A 22002-nucleotide genomic window follows, 5' to 3' on the forward strand; every position below is an offset into this window, starting at 1 on the left:
CGCTGCGCGCCGGGTTGGTCGATGACCGACTTCGCCAGGAGCCAGCATGACGGAAGCCGACGTTCGCAAAGGGATGCCGCCCGTCAAGCTATCGCGCGAGGAGTTCGAGCGGCGTTACAAGGGTCAGTTCGTCGATCCCGCCTTTGCTCCGCTGCAACGTGAGCTCGATGCCATCACCGCTGCGGCCTGGGACGCCTACAGCCATTCGCGCAAGGCGCCGTTGACGCGGAAGGCCGGTGCAGGCTTCTCCGACCCCGACTACGATCTTGCCGTCGACTGGCTCGAGGCGCGCGCAAAAATCCTGGAAGCGCAGCGGCGTCACGACGATGCGCGCGAGACGCCGCGCATCCTGATCATCAACGGCTCGGCGCGCAGCGAACACACCTGTCCCGGCGAGATGTCCAAGACCTGGCGGCTGGTCAAGCTGGCCGAGCCCGTCTTGATCGAGATGGGGTTTGCCGTCGACATCCTCGATCTGTCGCGCCTCGCCTCGGAGTTCGGCAAGACCATTCATCCCTGCAAGTCCTGTGTCGGCACCGCCATGCCGCTCTGCCACTGGCCGTGCAGCTGCTATCCGAACCATTCGCTCGGCCAGACGGGCGACTGGATGAACGATATCTATCCGCTCTGGGTTGCCGCCCACGGCATCCTGATCGTGGCGCCGGTGAACTGGTATCACGTGCCCGCCGGCCTCAAGGCGATGATGGACCGCATGGTCTGCGCCGACGGCGGCAATCCCGATCCGACCTCGACCCACGGCAAGAACGCCAGCGAAGCCAAGGCGATGGAGCTGAAGGGCTGGCCCTATCCGCGCCATCTCGCCGGCCGTCATTTCGGCGTCGTCGTTCACGGCGATGCGGTCGGCGCCGAGGGCGTGCGCCGGGCCTTGTCCGACTGGCTGACCGACATGCAGCTGATCTCGGCGGGGCGCTTCGCCGAGCTCGACGGCTATGTCGGCTACATGGAGCCATACGCCACCTCGCATCGCGATCTCGACGAGGACAGGGAATTCCAGCAGGAGGTGCAGAATGCGGCGCGCGCGCTGGGCAACGCGGTCCGGCTTGCAAGGAGCGGGCGCCTCGGGGATCCCGGTGCCGGTGTTGCGGACCCGAACCCCAAATGACCGGCACGCCTCCGCTCGATTGCCTGATTATTGGCGGTGGGCCGGCTGGGCTGATGGCCGCGATCTATCTCGCGCGATTCCGCCGCCGCGTCTGCGTCGTGGACGCGGGCGCGAGCCGGGCGGCGCTAATCCCGCGCAGCCACAATGTTCCGGGCTTCGTCCACGGCCTGTCCGGCACTGAACTGATCGAACGGATGTCGGCCCAGCTGGACGAACTCGCCGTCACGCGCGTGGATGCCGAGGTCACCGCCCTGCAGCGCCACGATCAGGGTTTTCTGGCGAGCTGGAACGGCCGCGCGCATGCGGCTGCCGCCGTCGTCCTCGCCTGCGGGATCGTCGATGCCCATCCTCCGTTCGACCAATGGCGCGCGGCGGTCGCGGATGGGCTGTTGCGCTACTGCCCCGTCTGCGACGCCTTCGAAGCGACCGGCCGCCGCGTCGGCGTCATCGGCCCGCTCGCTCGCGCCGCGGGCAAGGCGCTGTTCCTGCGCGGCTATTCGAAAGACGTCATGCTGCTCGCAACGGATCGTGATGACGATCAGGCGGTCACGTCACGATTGGCCGAGGCCGATGTGGACGTCCTGTTCGCGCCCGATCTGCGGTTGCGGCGGAGGGGCGAACTCGTGGAAGCCGTCTTCGCCGAGGGCCGCACGGCGCAGTTCGACACGATCTATCCCGCGATGGGTGCGCAGGTGCGCTCGCAGCTCGCGATGGCGATGGGCGCCGAACACAGCGGGGAGGGATATCTGAAGGTCGACGACCATCAGCGCACGTCGATCGATGGGCTCTACGGCATCGGCGACGTCGTCACCGACCTGCACCAGATCGCGGTCGCGTTCGGCCATGCCGCAATTGCCGCCTGCACGATCCACAACAGCCTGCCGCCGCGACTGGCCTGACCGGGCCGCAGGAGGCGCGCTTCGCAATCGACCGGAACTGGAACGAAGGGCCTTGCCTCGCCTTGATTGAGCGGGGCGGGCTGGGCGCAACAGGAGACAACCGATGGCTCAATCCGAAGACATGACCCGCTGCATCGACCTCTGCATGAGCTGCTACCGCACATGCCTCGGCACGGCGATGAACCATTGCCTCGAGACCGGCGGCAAGCACGTCGAGCCGAAGCACTTCCGCCTGATGATGGCCTGCGCCGAGATGTGCCGGACGGCTGCGCATTTCATGCTGATCAACACGCCGCATCACAAGCATACCTGCGGTGAGTGCGCCGAAATCTGCAGCGAATGCGCTGAGGATTGCGAGCGGATCGGCGGCATGGACGAATGCGTCGCGATGTGCCGCTCATGCGCCCAATCCTGCCGCGCGATGGCGGCCTGAGGAGGCGCGCATGCTGGAAGAAAAACTCAAGGAAGCGATCGTTGGCGAGTTGCAGCGTCAGGCCGCCGACCGGCCGCAAGCGCTGAAGGTCCAGGGCGCGCAAGAGGCGAAGGGCTCGGAGGAGCTGACCGTCAACGGCAAGATCGATCTCGGCGCGCTGGCCATGGTGATCGCGGGATCGGTCGCGGGCGGGCCTTAGCGTCGACCGGCGGCCTCAACCATACTCCTCGCCGATGCCGTATTCCCGGTAGATCTCGAGCGGGTCGAGCCCGGGAAACAGGCGGCATTTGGCCTGCGCGAGGTGCAGGCTCACCGCCGCCGGCTCCTTGCCGTTCGCGAGCAGCTTGCGGATGTCATCCATATGCGCGTTCGGCTGGTGCTTTGGTTCGAGCTGCTCCAGTGCGACCAGCGCGGTTGCGAGCGCCTCGGTCAGAACCCAGTCGTCGTGGCCCGTGATTCCCTTCTTCGGCATCGGCAGACCCCACATATCGCGGCGGTCGAGTTTACCGCGACTTCCGCCAAATCGCCATTGAGCCCTTCGCGGGCGCGCGCGGGCAGGCGGATGGGCCATGCTCCGGCCCGACTTGTGGCCGCGTCTCGGCGAAAAGGCGGCAAGTTGCGGGACGATAGTATCTTTGTTGAAACAAACTTGGCGTAGACGGGCCGCTGCCGCATCCAGGCCGGCCGTTCCGGTCCGCGTCCCCCGATCCCGAAATTTCGCAACATGAATGAGTTGCGCGTCCCCAAAGGTTCGAGCCAGCATGGCCTTTCTCAGCTTCGTCTACCGCTTCCTCACGAATTTCGCCTTCATGGCGGTGGTCTATTTCAGCCTGAACTTCATGGAGAAGTATCCGAACCGGGCGATCCTGGCGATCCTGGTGCTGGTTTATGCCGGCATGCGCGCCGCCTCGACGCTGCGTGCGTTCTACTTCTTCCAGAAGATCGAGAAGCTGGAGGCCGAGACCAGGCGCCTTCAGGCTTCGATCAATGACGGTTCGGGCGGAGCCTCGGCGCGGAGGCAGGTCGTCGGCGACGTTGCGCGGCTGCGGCGCGATGGCGAGCTCAAGTCCTATATGGACCTGTTTTTCCTGGCGCTGATCGTGCTGCTCTGCGTCGCCGCAATCACGCGGCAGTGAGGGCTTAAGCGCGCTTCTTCAGGCTGGCGACGCGGGTCGGGCGGCTGGTCGCACTCCTGGATGCCGAGCCCCTGGGTGCAGCGCCGGTGGTCGTGCCTTTGGGCTGCTCGGCATGATCCGGTGCCGCGGGCGCCGCATGCGCCGTGCGCCGTCCCTGCAGCCTGGCAGCCTTGCCCTTTGCTGCTTTGGCCTGTGCTGCCTTGTCCCTGGCCGCACGAGAGGTCTCGGCTGCCATCGCCAGCCGCGTCGCGGCACGCCGCGACAAGGTCGTCGACAGCAGCACCTCGACCGAGCCTTCGGGGATCGCAAAGAGCGCGCGGCTGGGCACGGGCAGGGTGGCCGCGACATTGGCCTGCGCCATGGTTCGGAGCGGAAGCAGCTGCTGATGCTCGGCCTGCGCATTGAGGTCGGCGAGAGCGGGCGCCGGCAGCGTTCGGGTCTGCGTGAACACGAAGTTCGGCACGCGCGGCCAGCGTGCGATCGGGGTCGTCTCGGTCGGCGGATGCAGCAGCCATTCCACCGTCGTGGTCGGCGTCGCCGGCCGTTCGGCGGTCGCGGGCACCACATGCACGATGCGATAGCCGCGCGCCTTGAGGTCCCGGATGATCTTGGGCAGCGCCGCCACCGTGCGGGCCTGGATATCGTGCAGCAGCAGGATACCCTTGCCCTTGGCCTCCAGCCGCTGGATCGCGAGCTGGTAGACGCGGTCGGACGAGACATGCCGCCAGTCGTCGGCGGGGAAATCGGCGCTCCAGACCTGGATGCCGCGCGACATCAGATAATTCTCGACGCCTTCGGCGCGCATCAGGCCGGGAATGCGGAAGAACGGGGCGAGCTGGGTCGGATCGGTCATCGCGGCCGAGGTCCACGCGATTCCGCCGTTGATCTCGGCCTCGGCCTTGTCGATCGGCATGCGGTCGAACGTCAGCGGATGGTCCATGCTGTGCGTGCCGACGGTGTGGCCCGCCGCGACCAGCTTGCGCACGCCTTCCGGATTGGCCTTGGCCTGGCTGCCGATGATGAAGAAGGTCGCCTTGATGCACTCGTCGGCGAGGATCTGGAGCACCTGGTTGGAATATTTCGGCAGCGGACCGTCGTCGAAGGTCAGGACGACCTCATGGTCCTTCAGCGGCAGCGTCTCGCGGTACTGCATGGTGCCGATCAGCGGATGCTCGCGCGGATCGACCACGAGGGTGCGGGAGGTGCCGAGGGCATCCGGGTGGCCGGGACAGTCGGCGGCGAAGGCCGCCGGCGCGCCGATAGTGAGCATTCCCAGACAGAGGACGATCCAGGATCGCGTCCGCGAAACAACGCTACTTCCGATCATGAACCCCGTCTGCCCTCATGCGATTGCCGCCTTAATAGGTCGGAGACGCCCCGGAATGGTTCAGGTGCAATATCCGCTACAACCTTGCATGGGCTAGCATGAACAGAGTGTTAATTGGGCCAGGATCACCCCATTTTGCTTCGGCGTGACATTCCGGCATCAATGCGCATCGGCGCTCTTCTGTGACGTGCCCGCCGGTACGACGTGGACCACCCGATAGCCGTTCTCCCTCAGATACCGCAGAAAGGCCGGCATCATAGCGGCCGTGCGTACCTTGTTGTCGTGGAAGAGGATGATGCCCTTGCCGCTCGCCGCGAGGCGGTCGGTGACGAGTTTCAACTCCTGCTCCGGCGTGATCTCCTCCCAGTCGCTGGCCCAGAGATCGGCCCCGAACACGACGATGCCGCGCGACTGGAGCAGGTCGAGCTGTGCTGGCGTCGACTCGAAATAGGGAAAGCGGAAGAACGGTGTCGAGGGTGTCGTCGTCGAGGTGCCGTGCAGCGCCATCTCATCGGTAGCGATGCCGCGATCGATGTCGGCCTTCGACTTGTCGAACGGGATATGCGCCATGAACGGATGCGACCACGTGTGATGGCCGACGGTGTGGCCCTCGCGGGCGATGCGCTTGACCATGTCGGGATACTCGGCGGCGTGCTGGCCGATCAGGAAGAAGGTGGCGCGCACGCATTCGTTCGCCAGTGCCGCCAGCACCTTCGACGTCGTCGGCGGGAATGGGCCGTCGTCGAAGGTCAGCACGACCTCGTGATCTGCCAGCGGCAGCGTCGCGGGGAAACTCTTCAGGCCGACGCGCGGATACGTCTTGGCGTCAACGCTCAGGATGCGCGAAGTGCCGAGCGCATCCTTGCGCGGGCACTCGGCGGCATCGGCCGAGGAGATGCCGATGATGGCCGCGATGGCCGCGCCCGCCGTCATCGATGTCCATTTCAGTCGAAGCATCTTTGTCATTGCGCTCGGAGTTGCCTTGTGGGTATTGCCTGAACCATCAGCTCAGACCACTGGTTCCAACCTGTCAACCGGCGAGGCGCGCCATGGATGAACATATGGACGTTGCCCCATCCGCCTCGGATTCGGTACTCGACCACGTGCCGATGCGCAATGAGGACGGCGATATCAGGCACGAATTCGTCGAAGAAATTGCCCGTTCGATCGAGGCTGGCGACAGCGCTGCGCTGCGTGCCTGTGTCGCCGAGCTGCACGAGGCCGATCTCGGCGATCTGATCGGCGCCCTGGAGCCCGACGACCGCGTCCGCCTGGTCGAGCTGACGGGGCGCGACTTCGACTTCTCGGCCCTGAACGAGGTCGACGAGGCCGTCCGCGAGGAGATCCTCGAGGAGCTGCCGCCGGAGACGGTCGCCGAGGGCGTCCGCGAGCTCGAATCCGACGATGCGGTCGAACTGCTGGAAACCCTCGACCAGGCCGAACAGGAGGAGATCCTCGAAAAGCTGCCGCTCAAGGAGCGCGTCGCGCTCGAGCGCAGCCTGCTCTATCCGGAGAACTCCGCCGGCCGCCGGATGCAGACCGAATTCATCGCCGTGCCCCAGGATTTCACCGTGGGCCAGGCGATCGACTACATGCGCGAGACGCCGGATCTGCCCGACCGCTTCTACGAGATCTACGTCATCGACAAGGACCAGCACTGGCTGGGCGCGGTGCCGCTCGACGTGCTCTTGCGCACGCGGCGTCCCGTGGCGCTGACCGAACTGACCGATGAAGACCGCCGCCGCGTCTCCGTCCTGGAGGACCAGGAAGAGGTGGCGCGCATGTTCGGCAAGTACAATCTCGTCGCCGCGCCCGTGCTTGACACCCAGGACCGCCTGGTCGGCGTCATCACCGTCGACGACGTCGTCGACGTCATCGAGGAGGAGGCGGACGAGGACCTCAAGGCGCTCGGCGGCGTCACCAGTGACGAAGAGCTGTCGGACACCTTCCTGACGATTGCGCGCGGCCGCTTCAACTGGCTGCTGGTGAATCTCGCCACCGCCTTTCTGGCGTCCTCCGTGCTCGGCCTGTTCGAGGGGCAGCTGGAGAAGATGGTGGCGCTCGCGGTGCTGGCGCCGATCGTGGCGAGCCAGGGCGGCAATGCCGCGACCCAGACCATGACGGTGGCGGTGCGGGCGCTGGCGACGCGCGAGCTCGGCTCTTCCAACGCCTGGCGCGTCGTGATGCGCGAGGCCCTGGTCGGCCTCGTCAACGGCCTCGCCTTTGCCGTGATCACGGGCATTGCCGCGGTGGCCTGGTTCAAGATCCCGGGCCTCGGCATCGTCATCGGGCTCGCCATCATCTGCAACCTCGTCGCCGGCGCGCTCGGCGGCATCCTGATCCCCATGGCACTGGATCGCGTGCGGGCCGACCCGGCGGTGGCCTCCGGCACCTTCGTCACCACCGTGACCGACGTGGTCGGCTTCTTCTCCTTCCTCGGCATTGCGACCCTGTGGTTCGGGCTGAAGTAGAGAGATTGCTGCGCGCTCTCGTGTCCCCGGCGCGCTGCGGCGCGTCCGGGGCACCAGACCTCGCATCTTTAATCTGAACTTAAGCGACCTGCCGCATCATCGCCTGTGCTTTGGGGAATGCGCATGCGGTTGCGGCTGAAGGCGGACGGACGGATCGTCGAATTGCGGGATGGGCAGGAATTTCCGGTCCAGCCTGCGCCCAATGCCGCGCCGAGTGATACCGGCCCGCTCGCGGTGCGCGATTTGCGCCGCCGCGCCTGCCTGACCCAGATGGAGTTCGCCGCCAAGCTCGGCGTCCCCGTCGAGACGATCCGGAACTGGGAGCAGGGCAAGCGCGCTCCGCGCGGGCCCGCCCGCGCGCTGCTCGCGGTGATCGCACATGCGCCGGATACCGTGTTCCAGGCGCTCGCCAAGGTCTGACGCACACCTCTCGTTAGTCTTGCACTGAATATTCGGCCCGGCCGTTGCGGCATCCGTTGGCAGCATCATGGGTCGGGTCCATAATGAGATTTCTTGCCGCAACAGAGAGGATTCCTCATGCTGTTCGTCGAGGCCAACGGCGCAAGAATCCCGGCGATCGGGCTCGGGACCTGGGAGCTGAGCGGAAAGCCTGCCGCGCGCGTGGTCCAGCAGGCGCTGCGGCTCGGTTACCGTCACATCGATACCGCGCAGGTCTACGACAATGAGCGCGAGGTCGGCGACGGCTTGCGCGCCTCCGGCGTGCGCCGCGACGACGTCTTCCTGACGACCAAGGTCTGGACCAACCATTTCGCGCCCCACGATCTCGAACGCTCGGTCAAGGAGAGCCTCGCCCGGTTGCGACTTCCCTCTGTTGATCTGTTGCTGCTGCACTGGCCCAATCCCCACGTGCCGCTGGCGGAGACGCTCGGCGCGCTGTCGCATGCCAGGCAAATGGGACTGACCCGCCACATCGGCGTATCCAATTTCACGGTGGCGCTGATCGAGCAGGCGGTCGCGCTGTCAGCGGAGCCGCTCGTCTGCAACCAGGTCGAATACCATCCTTACCTCGACCAGGCGAAGGTAAGGGCGGCCTGCGACCAGCACGGCCTCGCGCTGGTCGCCTACAGCCCGATCGCCAAGGGTCGCATCAAGTCCGACCAGACGCTCGCGGAGATCGGCCGCGCCCATCGCAAGACGCCGGCGCAGGTGTGCCTGCGCTGGCTGGTGCAGCAAAATGTCGCTGCGATCCCGCGCACCTCACGCGTCGAGCGCCTGTCGGAAAACATCGATATCTTCGATTTTGAGCTGTCGGAGGATGAGATGGGCCGGATTGCCTCGCTCGCCAACGCGAAAGGCCGCCTGACCGACTTTGGCTTCGCGCCGAAATGGGATTGAGGGGAACTTCCACTATGCTAGGACCGCGGCGGCAACTCAAGATCGGTCGATGGAACTGCGGAAGACCATACGGACGGACATTGCGGCGTCGGCGATCGCGCATCTGATGCTGGTGGGGCTGATCATCCTGATCAGCGAAGTCCATCCGTTCCATGCCGCGCCGCCCGAGACTGTGACGGTGGACATCGTCACGCCGGAGCAGGTGAAGCAGGAAGAAGCCAAAGCGGACGAGAAGGCCGAGGAGAAGGAGAAGCCGCCGGAGCCGCTCCCCGATCTCAAGCTGCCGAAGCTGGATGTCACCGACAAGGCAGACACAGCCTCGAAGCCCTCAGCCAAGCAGGAGGCCGCTGCACCATCGCCATCACCGCAGGCCTCGCCTGAGCCACAGCAGAAGCAGCCGCAATCCTCACAGACGTCGAAGCAGCGCGAGGCCAATGTGCAACCTCAGCCGCAGCAACCGCCGCCTCAGCAGCTGCAGTCCCAACCGCCACAGGCGATGCAGCAGCCTCAGGCCGCGCCGCCGCCGGCCTATCTGCCTCCGGAGCCGGACGTCACCGTCAAATACGGCGTCATGCTGGGCCTGCCGCCTGAACTGCCGCCGGAGCTGCCGAAAGAAGCCCCCAAGGACGATGGCGGCGACGCCAAGGATTCGATCGGAGCCAAGCTGCCGCCCGAAGTCATTGCCGAGCTTCGCCGCCATTTGCGGAGCTGCGCCAAGCTGCCGGCCGGGGTCGCGCCGACCGACAACGTTCATGTCAAGCTGCGCACGGTGTTCGCCACCGACGGCACGCTGGCCCGCGAGCCGATCCTGCTCGAAGCTCCGCCGTCCGTGAAGGGCGTGGCTATCGTCAAGTCCGCAATGAGCGCGCTGCAGAACTGCCAGCCTTACAAGATGCTGCCGGCCAATTTGTACGGGGAATGGAAGGTGTTGGATTTGCCGTTCAGCCCGAAGGATTTCGGGAGCTAACTCCCGGGAAGCCACTCATTAATCCGGACGTCGCTTCGCTGATCGCGGGCTACGGGATCCGGCTGTGTCGCCGGCTGTCAAGCCGCCGCAGCGGAAATATTCCGCTTTACCGAAATTCGGATTTGTCGTATGTGTCGCCCATCCCGGCTCATCCTTGAGGGGCGATCGTGTGGTCGTCATGTTCGCGAGCCGGGCTTGCGGTGGACGCGGCAGCGTCGTGCACGAGAGGTGAAGGGCGGGGCGGATTGCTCTCCGTGAGCCCGGAACGGCGTGCGGACGAGCGGCGCTGACAGGTTCGTCCCGGCGGTCTTCGATGGCAACGTGCACAACGTCGTCGGAGCCGGTGGGGTCAAGCGAGCCGCGCGTACGGCAAAACCGTGTGGTCCTGGCCGTCGTTGCTACGGTCAAGCTCTTGCGGATGCGGCAGTTGCGTCAACCGGCGCGGCGCCGGTGAATTTCGCTGGGGCGAGGGAGGCCAGAAGGAACTCGGCTCTCGGGAGAGCACGGTATAAGCCGTCCGACCATCGCGCAGGGAAGGCCGAGTGATCGGCACCACCTGTATGCTGCTGTGGGGTTTTCTGCGTGCACCTTTTGCGCAGCGGACCGCGGGTGCCTGTCGGCACCCGGTCTTCCCTGTGCCCTCTTGGCTCGACAGGGTGAGCGACGAAGCAAAGCTCGGGCGAATTCAGCCGCGAGAACGCGAAGGCGTGTCTGCGAGTTGAAATGCGGACGCAGAGCAGCACGTGTCTCAATGACCGCGCTTCCGCAACTCCTCACCATTCACCACCTCCGGCGCCATCGCGGCCCATGCACTGGACGCGAACTGCCGTCGCCAGGTCACGACCACCACCGCCGCTGTGGTCACGAACAGCACCCAGAGGCTGACGAACCAGCCGAGATAGCCGAGCGCGAAGAAGAAGGCGCGCTGGCCGCGGTTGAAATGGCGGCCGGCGGATTCGAACAGGCGCGAGGTGCGAATGACATGAGCTTCGGCCTCCGGCGTATCGCGCCGGTCAGCCGGCGGCATGCCGCCGAACAGGATCGCGACGTAGTTGAACAGGCGATAGGCCCAGGCGAATTTGAAGAAGGCGTAGACGCAGATCAGCACGAGGCCGACGCATTTCAGCTCCCACATCGCGGGCGAGGTGCTGAGGTCAACCGGCAGCTTGCTCAGAATCGTGATGGCGTCGTTGGTGGCGTGCAGCAGCGCCAGCGCGCCGCCGAGCGCGAACAGGCTGGTGGAAGCGAAGAAGGCGGTGCCGCTCTGCAGCGAGGCCATGATCTGCATGTCGACCATGCGTGTCTCGCGGTGGAGCATCCGGCGCACCCAGACCTCCCGATAGCGGTTCATGCGCGCCGATAGGCTGTCGCGGCCATAGGTCGAATGTTCCAGCGTCAGCGCGTAGACCAGCCATTCGATGATGAAGAAGCCGACGGCGGTAATGTCGACCCAGTGCCTGCTCATGTCTGTCTCGTGTCCGTCTCTTGGCGCGGATCGCAACGATTGCCACGCATGACGGGGCGCAGCAACGATTGATTGGCAGCAGGCGATGGCGTTAAAAGCGGCTCGCTTCAAGGCGTCTCGGGAAGGATTGATGACATGGCTGCGCTGAAACTCGCGATCGGCAACAAGAACTACTCGTCATGGTCGATGCGGCCCTGGCTCGCGCTGCGCGCCAACGACATCCCGTTCGTGGAGACGCTCATCCCGCTCTACACCGACAATCCAGCGGACAAGGAGCAGATCCTGTCCTTCAGTCGCGCCGGCAAGGTGCCGGTGCTGGTCGACGGCGACATCACGGTGTGGGATTCGCTTGCCATCATCGAATACATCGCCGAGCGCTACCCGGAAGTGAAGCTGTGGCCCGACGATGCCGCGGCCCGCGCGCATGCGCGTTCGGTGTGCGCCGAAATGCATTCCGGCTTCATGGCGTTGCGCAACGAATGCGGCATGAACCTGCATCGACCGGTCCGCCCCGTGGCGCTGTCGGCGGACGCCAAGGCCAACATCGCCCGCATCGAGGCGATCTGGCGCGAGTGCCGCGCCCGCTATGGCGCGAAGGGACCGTTCCTGTTCGGCCGCTTCGGCGCGGCGGACGCCATGTATGCCCCGGTCGTGCACCGCTTTCGTACCTACGCGATCGAGGTGACGCCGGACACCAAAGCCTACATGGAGACGATGATGGCGCTGCCGGCATTCCAGGAATGGACGCGCGACGGGCTTGCCGAAACGCTTGTCATCGCGAAGTTCGAGGACGCCTGACCGCAGGTTTGACGGGGCCGGCCGACCGCGCGCCGGCTGGCGGCCCCCAGGCCGGCAATGAGCGAGGGGCGGTGGGATCGGAGGCTGCGACACCGGCCTGCGACATGTCGGCGGAGCGAGCCGCTCCAATGGTATCATCGGCCCGCCGATTGTCCCGCTATCATTCTGAAATGACTGAAAAATTCGAACACTTGCCATGCTGCCATGGCGCTGGCCAAAACAGCGCGGCGCGTGCTATATAACCGCCCGGGTTTCCGGCCGGCCATCGCAGTGGGACACTGGGCGAGGCAGGCGCTGTTTGAGTAATGGAGAGGGTGTTGAAGCACAAATTTCCCGTGGGATCGCGCGTCCTGTTCACGGCCAGCAACGTTGCGCGTCCCGCTGCCAGCGGCTCGTACGAAGTCATCCGCCTGCTGCCGACCGACGGCGACGACTGCCAGTACCGGATCAAGAGCTCGACCGAAGCCTTCGAGCGCGTCGCCAAGGAAAGCCAGCTCGCGCTCTCCTGAAGGCTGACCGCACCCGCGCATTGGCGCCATCAGTGATTTGTGTCCCGCGCCGTCAAAAGGCCCGCTTCACCTTCACAAGGTGGGCCGGGGCAGTTGCCGACCCGCGGTGCTCGCTTGACCATTCGCTCTTTGCTCGCGTGAGGGGACGTCGCGCATGAACTGGGCATGGGCCACTTCGCTCGACCAAATCTGGCACTCGCCGGCCTTCCCGATGTGGATGACGCTGGTGGCCGCCGGATTCTTCGGATTGATCCTCCTGGTCACGCTGCAGCGGGCCGACAGATCGGTTGCCAACGGTGCGCTGACCGTCGTTACGCTGCTATCCATCGCGATCGCGGGGGCAGCCACCGTGCGCGTCTATGGAGCGGACGGGCAGGCCGCCCCGGCCGAAGCGCGCGTGCAGGCTACGGTTGCTGCGAGCCTGCCGGCGCTGGCCTGTCTCGACGATCTCGCGGGCGATGCCGTCGCCGCTGGCTGCGAGAAGGCGCTGTTCGGCGCGCCTGATGCCGCGGCTGCCGCAGTGTCCTACACCGCCGCCAGGATCGACCGGCTGACCGCGCTCGGCGACGTCGCCACGGCCGAGAAGAGCCTGACACTCGAGATGAAGGTGCTGCGCAAGTCGCTGGAGCGTGATCGCTACGGCCTTGTCGCGCATGTGCTGATCGTGCGCGACGGCTGCACGCAGTTCGATTGCGCCGCGTTCCGCTCGCTGACCGACCAGCAGCAGGTCGCCGCCAACATGGGCTCCCATCTCTACGACACGCTGGTCGCGCGCTATGCGCCGACCTGGAACACGCCCGCAACAGCGCCGGCGATGCCGGCCACCGCCGCGCTTGCCGGGCTGCCGCCGTCGATGCCGACGGGCAGGCCGACCAATGCGGAGTTCCCGAGCGCTTCGTCGACGCCGCCGGTGAGCATCATGAGTCCGGAGCCGTCCACTGCGGCGCGCCAGGCGGCGCCGGCAGCCAACGCAGCGCCGCGCGCACCGGCCGCAGCCTCGGCGCAGGCTGCCGCACCCGCCCCCAAGAAACCGCCGGCGCCGAAGGCCGCGCGTGCGCCGGCTGCCGCCCCGGTTCCGCTGGCGCCGCCGGCCTCGGCGGCGGCTCCGGCAGCTGCGGATAACGAGTAGATCGTCGTTCCCAATGCGTGGCTGCGCGGCTAAAGCTTGGGCATGCCACTCCATCTGATCAAGCTCGCCGTCGGCTGCGACTCCGTCAAGGAATTGAAGGAGTGGGTCGCCGAACGGATGCAGACCGCCAAGAGAAAGGGTCTGCCGCAACGTCACATCCACATCACCCGCATGGTGCCCAAGCGTGATGCCGAAATCCTTGCCGGCGGTTCTCTCTATTGGGTGATCAAGGGCGAGATTGCCGCGCGCGAAAAGATCATCGGCATCGAGCCGTTCCGCGACAAGGACGGCATCGGCCGCTGCCGGATCGTGATGCAGCCGAAGGTGATCCCGGTCTCGCCGCGGCCGATGCGCCCGTTCCAGGGCTGGCGCTATCTCACCGACGATTCCGTGCCGGCCGATCTCGGCAAGTCCGCAGCCGGCTCGATCGCGGCGATGCCGGAGCCGATGCGGCGCGAGCTGCGTGATCTCGGGCTGCTATGAGCATGATCCGGAAAAGTGTGCAGCGGTTTTCCGGAAAGATCATGCTCAAACAATAACCTGGAGCGCGATGGCGTCGTCGCGCTTTAGACCGCGATATTATCGATCAGCCGGGTGGTGCCGAGCTTGGCTGCGACCAGGATGCGCAGGGGCCCGTCCTTGCGCGAGGTGACCGGCGCCAGCGTCTCGGCATGGCGGACCTCGTAATAGTCGAGCGCCAGGCCGGCCGCCTTGATCATCTCGGCGCCGCCCGCCATCGCCGGTGCGATCGAATCGCCGGCCCGGATGCGCCCGGCGCTCTCCTTCATGGCGCGGTAGAGGACGCTGGCGGTCTGCCGCTCCTCGGGTGAGAGGTAGACGTTGCGCGAGGACATCGCGAGCCCGTCGCGCTCGCGCACGGTGCGGGAGCCGAGGACCTTGACGCCGAGGTCGAGGTCGCGCGCCATCTGCGTCACCACTCGCAATTGCTGAAAATCCTTTTCGCCGAATATCGCAAAATCCGGCCGGCACTGCGTGAACAGCTTGCCGACGACGGTGGCGACGCCGCCGAAGAAGTGCGGGCGAAAGCGGTCCTCGAGGCCGGCCAGCGCCGGTCCTTCCGGCACGATGCGGGTGGCAAAGCCCTCCGGATACATGGCCTCGACGCCCGGATGCCAGACGATGTCGACATCCTCGGCCGCGAGCTTGGCGATGTCGGCCTTCCAGGTGCGCGGATAGGCGCCAAAATCCTCGGTCGGGGCAAATTGAGTCGGGTTGACGAAGATCGACACCACGACGCGGCTGGCGCGCCGCCTGGCGAGGCGAACCAGCGACACATGACCGTCATGGAGGGCCCCCATGGTCGGGACCAGCGCGATGGTGGCCTTTCGCTTGCGGAGATTGTCGACGGCGCGTCGCAGGGCGGGGACCGTGCGGGCGATCAATGGGCTTGCTGACATCAGGACTCGACTGATTGGGAATCGGCGCAGGTGCGGGCGCCCGGCCGACTAACCATAACAAGTGGCGATCGTGGACGCCATGCACCCGAATGCGGCACAGCATCCCGCGCAAGGTGGCACAGCACGTCGCGACATTGCAGGCAGGATCACAGACGAAGGACGGCGCCGCGATTCATGGCGAAAGCAGCGAACGCTGGGATTTGCATGACCTGTCACGCATTTCCCTTGACCGCAGGCGCGGTCAACTCGAAGATATTCGCCAGGGGCGTTGAGGATCACCATGCTTGTGCAGGCTAGCCAAGGCCAATCCGGCTCGGCGCATGTGGTCGTGCTCGGTAACGAGAAGGGCGGCTCCGGCAAATCGACCACCGCCTTGCACATCGCCGTCGCGCTCCTGAAGGCCGGCCAGCGCGTCGCCACGATCGATCTTGACTGCCGCCAGCAGAGCTTCACCCACTATATCGACAACCGAGCCGCCTGGGCCCGCCGCACCAAGCTCGATCTCGAGCTGCCAGTGCATCGCTGCATCAAGCTCGGCGTGAACATGCAGATCGCCGAGAACGAGAATTCCGAGTTCCAGCAGTTCATGGAAGCGGTCTCGGCCGTCGAGAGCAGCTTCGATTTCATCGTCGTCGATACGCCCGGCACTGACAGCTATCTGATGCGGCTCGCGCATTCGATGGCCGACACCCTGGTGACGCCGATCAACGACAGCTTCCTCGATTTCGACGTGCTCGGGACCGTCGATCCCGCCAACTACGCGGTGACGGGCGAGAGTCACTATGCCGAGATGGTGCGCGACGTCAGGCGCAAGCGCCGCCAGCTCGACGGCGCAACCACCGACTGGATCGTCGTGCGCAATCGCCTGTCCATGCTCGGCTCCCGCAACAAGCAACTCGTCGCCGAGGGCCTGAAGGATTTGTCGCTGCGGCTTGGCTTCCGCTATGTCGACGGCTTCGCCGAACGCGTCGTCTACCGCGAATTCTTCCCGCGTGGCCTGACCGCCCTCGACGAGATCGACGAGGCCACGCTCGGCATGCGGCCCAATCTCGGCCATCTTACCGCGCGGGAGGAGGTGACGAGCCTGCTCCGCCAGCTCAAGCTGCCGCTCGACGAGCGCGGTCGCCGCCGCGCCGCCAACCGGGCCGAATGGTTCAATCAGGTCGACAAGCCGCTCGAGGTCCACGACATCCTGGGCGTCTAAGGCGGCGGTAAATTGCTACTTTCGCCGATCCGAGCGGCCGGTCCCTGTGGGAACCGAGGCTGTGCTCGCCGCGTTTTTACTCCGTTACGTTTTTTACCCGGTATTGACCGCGAAATTGAACCCAATCGAGACCGGTCGCGTAGGATGGTAAGCAGCACCTGACGTAGTGGTAAGAGAATGGGGCGCACAGAAAACGTGTGCGACGCACAATGGAAGGGCGGCGATTTCACAATATTTAGCCTTCCTGTCACGCTGCTGTGACATATATTAGCGAAAGGCGACAAGGGGCCGAAGAGCCTCGGAAGAACACGATTTTCAACAGGGATTCAGGCCGCTAGGCCTGAGGCTGAGGACGAAAATGAAGCGTGGAATTGCCGTTCTGGTTTCAGTCAGTGCCCTCTGCGGCATCGCCTATTTCACGGCGAGCAAGTGGGCAATCAAGCACGAGACCATCACCTTCTACGACGCGTCGCGCGACAATCGTCCGGTGCCCGTCTACGTCGCGGTGCGTCGCGACAAGGAAATGCAGGCCAATGCCGGCATGATCACGCTGCCGGTTGCCGTGATCAATCACGGCAACACCGTCAAGAACACCGAGTACGGCTTCCTCGCCAACATCTTCGCTGCGCGCGGCTACATGGTTTTGAGCCCGCAGCATGACCTGCCCACCGATCCTCCGATGGTGACCAAGCCCGGCGAGCTCTATGTCGGCCGGCTGCCGCAGATCCTGCGCGGCGTCGCCAATATCCATCTCGCCGTGCAGGAGATGAAGAAGGTTCAACCCAACGCCGACTATGAGAAGGTGACGATGGTCGGCCACTCCATGGGCGGCGACATCACGATGTACTTCGCCAAGCACTATCCGGATGAGGTCAAGAAGGTCGTCACGCTGGACAATCTGCGCGTGCCCTTCGTCACCGCCGGCAAGTTCAAGATCCTGTCGTTCCGCTCCCAGGATCCGCAGTTCAAGACCGATGCAGGCGTGCTCCCGACCGACGAGGAATGCGAGAAAGCGGGTATTCAGGTCGTGAAGACCGAATTCCAGCATAACGACATGCGCGACACCGGTCCGGATGCGGCCAAGAGCTCGATCCAGACCATGCTCGATAAGTTCCTGAGCGCGACGGACAGCGACGTGGCGCCGGTCGATACGCGATCCTCCCCGCCCAAGATCCTCGAGCCAGGTCCGGTCGCCCTGATGGCACCCGCCAAGAGCTGACGTACAAGAGCTCACGTCACCACTCGATTGCACCGATCGTCAAAGCCTCCGCCGGCGCCGCCCGCGGAGGCTTTGCGCATTGACCGGGCCGCATGCGCTGACCACATTAGCTGCTCACGCAAGGTGCAAGCAGCGATGTCGGGCGAACCCATCAAACCGCGCGGTCGCGATGCCATCTCGGCGCAAGCCGACGGTGCGCTCCCGCAAGCGGGGACCTCCACCTCCGAAGACATCGCCGCCTTCGTTGCCAAGGCGCGGGCGCTGTCACCGCATGCATCGGGCGCGAAGGGGCGGCTGATCTTCGCCCTCGATGCGACGATGAGCCGGCAGCCGACCTGGGACATGGCCTGCGCGCTCCAGGCCGACATGTTTCGCGAGACCGCGGCGTTCGGCAGTCTCGACATCCGGCTGGTCTACTATCGCGGCTTCAACGAGTGCCGTGCCACGGGATGGATCTCCGACAGCGCCAAGCTGGCGGCGCTGATGAGCAAGATCGATTGCCGCGGCGGCGATACCCAGATCGGCAAGGTGCTGAGCGAGGCCCGGCGCGAGGCGGTCGCATCCGGCGTGCGGGCCGTGGTCTTCGTCGGTGATGCCATGGAGGAAAGGATCGACGAGCTCTGCGCCAAGGCCGGCGAGCTCGGTATGCTCAAGGTGCCCGTGTTCGTGTTTCAGGAAGGCCGTGACGCCGTCGCCGAGCAGGCCTTCCGCCAGATCGCGCACCTGACCGGTGGCGCCTGGTGCCGGTTTGATCCCGGCGCGGCGGCGCAGCTGCGCGAACTGTTGCGGGCAGCTGCGGCCTATGCAGCCGGCGGACGCGAAGCGTTGCTGAAACTGGCGAAGACCGCGAGCGGAGCGGCAAATCTGATCGGCCAGATGAAGTAGCGATCAGGCCGGCGCGGCTCGCGGCGGCGGTAGATGCGATGCATTTTGCCGCGAGGGTGACTATATTCCGGCCATGACCCTGATTGCCGGCGCTGTCGCCGTTATCACGCTTTATCTGCTGCTTCAGATGTTTCGCGCCGCCAATCCGGCGGTGCTGGCGCGCACGATCAAGCTCGGGGGCGGCGTGCTGGCGCTGGCGGTCGCGGCCTTCACGGGTTTGCGGGGCGAGCTGGCGGTTGCGATCCCGCTCGGAATCTTCGGCGCCGGGCTGCTCGGCTGGACGCCACTGGCGAATGCCGGAATCGGCAATATTGGCGGTCTGTTCGGTGGCGGTGCGGCGCCGGCGCAAGGGCAGGCTTCACGCGTGCGCTCGCAATTCCTCGACATGCGGCTCGACCACGATTCGGGGCAGCTTGCAGGCCAGATCGTCGCGGGACCTCACGCCGGGCGCAATCTCGACGAGTTCGATCTCGCCAGCCTGCTGGCGATGGTCCCGACGTTCGACGCCGAGAGCGTGGCCTTACTTGAAAGCTATCTGGACCGCCGGTTTCCCGCTTGGCGTCAGAACGCGCAAGGCGATGCGGCAGGGCGGCAGCGCCGCACGGCGGCGAGCGGCAAAATGACGGCGGAGGAAGCCTATCAGATCCTTGGCTTGCAGCCGGGGGCGGGACGCGACGACATCAGCCGGGCCCACAAGTCCCTGATGAAGAAACTCCATCCCGACCAGGGGGGCTCGACGTATCTCGCTGCCCGGGTAAACGAGGCCAAGGATACTCTGCTTCGCACGCATAACGGCTAACTCCGGCACTACGCTACAAACGCCCGTACCGCGTGAGCTCCGCCTGCTCCGTCTGCCGTCGCCCCGATGCCCGCCATTGTCGGCGTGGTCGATCCCTTGAGCAAAGTTTTAACCGTAAATCCTTGACGAGAGGTTGTCGCGGAACAGCCTTGGCAGGATCAGCCCCGGCATCGCCGCATCCCCAAAACGAAAATGCCCGCGCAAGGCGCGGGCATTTGGTCCGGAACGGAAAAGAGAGATCAGTTGCGCACGGTGATGCAGGAGATCTCGGCGCGCTTCAAGGTGCGGCAGACGGCTTCGGCCTGGTCGCGCTCGAGCCCGGCGAAGCGGGCGCGGTAGAGCTTGCGATTGTCCTTGGCGACAACCGTCTCGGTGAACGGATCGGCCTTGCTGAGCAGGCCGCGGGCCGAGCTGCGGGCAGCGTCGATCCGCTGCTGGGCTTCATTCTCGCTCTCGAGTGCGCCGACCTGGACAATCCAGCCGCTGTGGGTGACGGCCGGCTTGGTGGTGCTGCTCATCTGGATTGGCTGGGGCGCCGCGTCGGCGGACGCGAGCTTGGGACCGGCGGGGGCGGGCGCAGCGGCGGTTGCCGCCGGCAGCACACCGAGAATGCCGTTGCCGGTGCCGAAGCCGGCCGGCTGCCGGGGCAGTTCGGTGCGGGCAATCTCGGCCTTCGGTGCTTCCGGCTGGCTGACCGCCTCGGGCCTGTTGATGAGATCCGCCCGGGCGACGACGGCGCCGGAGGTTTCCGCGACATCGGAACGGGGCGGGATGGTGTTGGTGACCGGCGGCGCGACGTGAGCCGGGGCCGCGGAAGCGACCTTCACGGCGCCGGCCTTGACTTGAACCGTCTTGACCCGAACCGGCTTCATCGGCTCGGACGAGCCGGGGATGATGGAGAGCGGCTGGCTCGAGATCACGCCGTTGGTGAGCGGCGCGGGCTCAGTCCTGGATTCCGTCGGCCGAACCTCGGGCTTGCTGGGTTCGGGTTTGATCGGGGCCGGCGGCACCGCAGCCGTCGCGGCAGCCAGCGTCGAGAGGCGGGCGGCAAGGCGCAACGGGGCAGACTCGGGAGCAGGAGCGGCGGCTTGGACCTGCGCTGCGGGACGGGCCGGCGGAGTTTCCGAGGCGGCAGCAACATCGGTGGCGGCGTCAGCGCCATTACGCTCGGTGACCGCGGCAACCGTGTGCACGGTCGCACCCTTCTCGAGATTCTCCGCGAGCAGGTTGCGCATGATGGCGTCGCGCGAGCCACCGCTGCGGCCGCCCAGTACCACGCCGATCAGGTGGCGGTTGCCGCGGCGCATCGAGGTGACGAGGTTGAAGCCGGAGGCGCGGGTATAGCCGGTCTTGATGCCGTCCACGCCCTCGACGCTGCCGAGCAGGTGGTTGTGGTTGCGGATCGACTGCCCCCGCCAATTGAACGTCGAGGTCGCGAAATAGCGATAGTAGCGCGGGAAGCGCTCCTGGATGGCGCGACCGAGCGTGGCCTGGTCGCGCGCGGTCGTGACCTGCTCGTCGTTGGGAAGGCCATTGGCGTTGCGGTAGACCGTTCTGGACATGCCGAGCGAGCGCGCCTTGCGCGTCATCATCTGGGCGAAATCGTTCTCGCTACCGGCGATTGCTTCGGCGATCACCACGGCTGCGTCGTTGGCCGAGCGGGTGACGAGGCCCTTGATCGCGTCTTCGACCCGAATGGTCTGGCCGGCACGCAGATTCAGCTTGGTCGGATCCTGATCGGCGGCGTGCTGGGACACCGGCATCTCGGTGTCGAGCCTCATCTTGCCGGATTCGAGGCGCTCGAACAGCAGATAGAGCGTCATGATCTTCGTCAGCGAGGCAGGATGGCGGATACCGTCAGGGCTTGTCGCCTGGAGCACCGCACCGGAATTACCGTCGACGATGATGGACGCGAACTTCGGGCTGGAGCTCTCGGACACATCGCGCTGGACGCGGTGATGGGCATGGTGGCGGCGATGGCGCCGCGCCTCCGCTGCATCGGTGGTGATTATGACGGCGATGGTGACCGTAAGAAGCCCCAAAACGCCAACCCGCGCCAAGCGCGAGGAAGACAAGTTTTTACGAAGCATGGAACCCCGTCCCCGTTTCTGACTTTGATCACCGGCCCGTGAGGCGAAATTGTGCCCAATGGTCCCGGGATCATTACCTGCTCAGGCTGTCCCTCCGCCGGTGGTTGCCGCGGGGGACGTTGGACCCGAGCCGCTGTTCTGGCTAAGGTGATGTTCTCAAACGACTTTGGCCGCCTGTGGAAGTGAACACGTCCAGGGAATCAAGGTAGGGGCCGGCGGTTTCCAAAAGCTTAAGAAACCCTTGCGGGAAATCCCGGGAATTTCGGCGATTTGCGTCGCATTTTGTGCGGCGCACAAGATTCTTGACTTTTTTGTGCGTTGCACTATTTTTGGGCGAAGTCAGGGAGCCGGGGCTTCCCGACGCGAGCCAGGGAAAAGGATTCCGACATGTTCAAGGTTGAAGACTTTCAGAACTACGGGAAAGAGCAGTTCGAGCAGTGCGTTGCCTCCGCGACTTCGGTGCAGCACGGCCTCCAGGCGATCGCCAGCGCCTATGGCGACTATACGAAGAAGTCGTTCGAAGACACCAAGTCCTTCGTCGAGAAGCTTTCCGGCGTGAAGTCGCTGGACAAGGCCATGGAAGCGCAGACCGATTTTGCCCGTTCCACCTACGAGACCTTCGTTGCGGAATCGCAGAAGATCGCCGGCCTCTACAGCGACCTCGCCAAGCAGGCTTTCAAGCCGGTCGAGACCATCGTGTCGAAGTTCACCCCGGCCGCGAACTGACCCGCTCAACACGCTCCTGGAATCAAAAGCCCGGCCGGATTGGCCGGG

Annotated in this window: 25 protein-coding genes; 19 read left to right on the forward strand and 6 right to left on the reverse strand. The window is 65.4% G+C overall.

Annotated elements, in window-relative coordinates:
- The first annotated feature begins 46 nt into the window (after positions 1-46).
- The 4 genes from EHH60_RS02290 to EHH60_RS02305 all read left to right on the forward strand — a co-directional run bounded on the left by EHH60_RS02290 (position 47) and on the right by EHH60_RS02305 (position 2654).
- Positions 47-1123 (forward strand): flavodoxin family protein, encoded by a 1077-nt coding sequence (locus EHH60_RS02290; RefSeq protein ID WP_124157874.1) that lies wholly within the window; start codon positions 47-49, stop codon positions 1121-1123.
- A complete protein-coding gene (locus EHH60_RS02295) occupies positions 1120-2022 on the forward strand; it encodes an NAD(P)/FAD-dependent oxidoreductase (RefSeq protein ID WP_124157875.1) in 903 nt (300 codons plus the stop codon). Before EHH60_RS02290 ends, EHH60_RS02295 begins: the two co-directional genes overlap by 4 nt.
- A 103-nt stretch (positions 2023-2125) precedes the next feature.
- Positions 2126-2455 carry a four-helix bundle copper-binding protein gene (locus tag EHH60_RS02300; protein ID WP_124157876.1) on the forward strand — a complete coding sequence of 110 codons (330 nt, stop codon included), beginning with the start codon at positions 2126-2128 and terminating at the stop codon, positions 2453-2455.
- Between the two features lie 10 nt (positions 2456-2465).
- Positions 2466-2654: a hypothetical protein gene (locus tag EHH60_RS02305; RefSeq protein ID WP_124157877.1), complete on the forward strand. Its 189-nt coding sequence runs from the start codon at positions 2466-2468 to the stop codon at positions 2652-2654.
- A 15-nt stretch (positions 2655-2669) separates the two neighbouring features.
- Here EHH60_RS02305 and EHH60_RS37375 read toward each other — a convergent pair whose 3' ends face one another.
- Entirely contained in the window at positions 2670-2927 is a 258-nt protein-coding gene (locus EHH60_RS37375) for a hypothetical protein (RefSeq protein ID WP_245454374.1), read from the reverse strand.
- Positions 2928-3216: 289 nt separating this feature from the next.
- Between EHH60_RS37375 and EHH60_RS02315 the strand changes: the two genes are divergently transcribed.
- Positions 3217-3591: a hypothetical protein gene (locus tag EHH60_RS02315; RefSeq protein ID WP_124157878.1), complete on the forward strand. Its 375-nt coding sequence runs from the start codon at positions 3217-3219 to the stop codon at positions 3589-3591.
- 4 nt (positions 3592-3595) lie between these two features.
- Here the strand turns inward: EHH60_RS02315 and EHH60_RS02320 are convergent, their stop codons facing one another.
- Positions 3596-4918 (reverse strand): polysaccharide deacetylase family protein, encoded by a 1323-nt coding sequence (locus tag EHH60_RS02320; RefSeq protein ID WP_124157879.1) that lies wholly within the window; start codon positions 4916-4918, stop codon positions 3596-3598.
- Positions 4919-5077: 159 nt separating this feature from the next.
- Positions 5078-5851, reverse strand: a complete 774-nt coding sequence (locus tag EHH60_RS02325; RefSeq protein WP_199751295.1) for a polysaccharide deacetylase family protein — start codon at positions 5849-5851, stop codon at positions 5078-5080.
- 116 nt (positions 5852-5967) lie between these two features.
- Here EHH60_RS02325 and mgtE point away from each other — a divergent pair, with 116 nt between their 5' ends.
- The 4 genes from mgtE to tolA all read left to right on the forward strand — a co-directional run bounded on the left by mgtE (position 5968) and on the right by tolA (position 9712).
- Positions 5968-7389, forward strand: coding sequence for a magnesium transporter (mgtE, locus tag EHH60_RS02330; protein WP_124157881.1), 1422 nt, complete (start codon positions 5968-5970; stop codon positions 7387-7389).
- Between the two features lie 117 nt (positions 7390-7506).
- The gene (locus tag EHH60_RS02335; RefSeq protein ID WP_124157882.1) at positions 7507-7809 is read left to right on the forward strand and encodes a helix-turn-helix domain-containing protein; all 303 of its coding nucleotides are present in this window, start codon (positions 7507-7509) and stop codon (positions 7807-7809) included.
- Positions 7810-7926: 117 nt separating this feature from the next.
- Positions 7927-8745: an aldo/keto reductase gene (locus tag EHH60_RS02340; RefSeq protein WP_124157883.1), complete on the forward strand. Its 819-nt coding sequence runs from the start codon at positions 7927-7929 to the stop codon at positions 8743-8745.
- Positions 8746-8794: 49 nt separating this feature from the next.
- On the forward strand, positions 8795-9712 hold the full coding sequence (gene tolA, locus EHH60_RS02345; RefSeq protein ID WP_124157884.1) for a cell envelope integrity protein TolA: 918 nt from the start codon (positions 8795-8797) through the stop codon (positions 9710-9712).
- A 748-nt stretch (positions 9713-10460) separates the two neighbouring features.
- Here tolA and EHH60_RS02355 read toward each other — a convergent pair.
- The gene (locus EHH60_RS02355) at positions 10461-11177 is read right to left on the reverse strand and encodes a DUF599 domain-containing protein (RefSeq protein WP_124157886.1); all 717 of its coding nucleotides are present in this window, start codon (positions 11175-11177) and stop codon (positions 10461-10463) included.
- Between the two features lie 135 nt (positions 11178-11312).
- On the opposite strand from EHH60_RS02355, the gene EHH60_RS02360 reads away from it, so the two are divergent.
- The 4 genes from EHH60_RS02360 to EHH60_RS02375 all read left to right on the forward strand — a co-directional run bounded on the left by EHH60_RS02360 (position 11313) and on the right by EHH60_RS02375 (position 14096).
- A complete protein-coding gene (locus EHH60_RS02360) occupies positions 11313-11975 on the forward strand; it encodes a glutathione S-transferase family protein (RefSeq protein WP_124157887.1) in 663 nt (220 codons plus the stop codon).
- A gap of 305 nt (positions 11976-12280) precedes the next feature.
- Complete coding sequence (locus tag EHH60_RS02365) at positions 12281-12484, forward strand: hypothetical protein (protein WP_085966667.1); 204 nt, start codon at positions 12281-12283, stop codon at positions 12482-12484.
- Positions 12485-12638: 154 nt separating this feature from the next.
- Positions 12639-13613, forward strand: coding sequence for a hypothetical protein (locus tag EHH60_RS02370; protein WP_124157888.1), 975 nt, complete (start codon positions 12639-12641; stop codon positions 13611-13613).
- A gap of 42 nt (positions 13614-13655) precedes the next feature.
- Positions 13656-14096 carry a DUF1489 family protein gene (locus EHH60_RS02375; RefSeq protein ID WP_124157889.1) on the forward strand — a complete coding sequence of 147 codons (441 nt, stop codon included), beginning with the start codon at positions 13656-13658 and terminating at the stop codon, positions 14094-14096.
- A gap of 83 nt (positions 14097-14179) precedes the next feature.
- Here the strand turns inward: EHH60_RS02375 and panC are convergent, their stop codons facing one another.
- Positions 14180-15031 carry a pantoate--beta-alanine ligase gene (gene panC / locus EHH60_RS02380; RefSeq protein WP_124157890.1) on the reverse strand — a complete coding sequence of 284 codons (852 nt, stop codon included), beginning with the start codon at positions 15029-15031 and terminating at the stop codon, positions 14180-14182.
- Between the two features lie 89 nt (positions 15032-15120).
- On the opposite strand from panC, the gene EHH60_RS02385 reads away from it, so the two are divergent.
- The 5 genes from EHH60_RS02385 to EHH60_RS02405 all read left to right on the forward strand — a co-directional run bounded on the left by EHH60_RS02385 (position 15121) and on the right by EHH60_RS02405 (position 19138).
- A complete protein-coding gene (locus EHH60_RS02385; protein WP_124157891.1) occupies positions 15121-15303 on the forward strand; it encodes a hypothetical protein in 183 nt (60 codons plus the stop codon).
- Positions 15304-15311: 8 nt separating this feature from the next.
- Positions 15312-16235 (forward strand): division plane positioning ATPase MipZ, encoded by a 924-nt coding sequence (locus EHH60_RS02390; RefSeq protein ID WP_124157892.1) that lies wholly within the window; start codon positions 15312-15314, stop codon positions 16233-16235.
- A 358-nt stretch (positions 16236-16593) separates the two neighbouring features.
- A complete protein-coding gene (locus EHH60_RS02395) occupies positions 16594-17454 on the forward strand; it encodes an alpha/beta fold hydrolase (protein WP_124157893.1) in 861 nt (286 codons plus the stop codon).
- A 135-nt stretch (positions 17455-17589) separates the two neighbouring features.
- Positions 17590-18339: a VWA domain-containing protein gene (locus EHH60_RS02400; RefSeq protein ID WP_124157894.1), complete on the forward strand. Its 750-nt coding sequence runs from the start codon at positions 17590-17592 to the stop codon at positions 18337-18339.
- A gap of 73 nt (positions 18340-18412) precedes the next feature.
- Positions 18413-19138, forward strand: coding sequence for a DnaJ domain-containing protein (locus EHH60_RS02405; protein ID WP_124157895.1), 726 nt, complete (start codon positions 18413-18415; stop codon positions 19136-19138).
- A gap of 239 nt (positions 19139-19377) precedes the next feature.
- Here the strand turns inward: EHH60_RS02405 and EHH60_RS02410 are convergent, their stop codons facing one another.
- Positions 19378-21228 (reverse strand): D-alanyl-D-alanine carboxypeptidase, encoded by a 1851-nt coding sequence (locus EHH60_RS02410; protein ID WP_124157896.1) that lies wholly within the window; start codon positions 21226-21228, stop codon positions 19378-19380.
- 387 nt (positions 21229-21615) lie between these two features.
- Between EHH60_RS02410 and EHH60_RS02415 the strand changes: the two genes are divergently transcribed.
- Positions 21616-21954, forward strand: a complete 339-nt coding sequence (locus EHH60_RS02415; RefSeq protein ID WP_124157897.1) for a phasin family protein — start codon at positions 21616-21618, stop codon at positions 21952-21954.
- The last annotated feature ends 48 nt before the right edge of the window (positions 21955-22002 follow it).

This window comes from Bradyrhizobium sp. RP6 (assembly GCF_003837805.1).
Classification (GTDB): domain Bacteria; phylum Pseudomonadota; class Alphaproteobacteria; order Rhizobiales; family Xanthobacteraceae; genus Bradyrhizobium.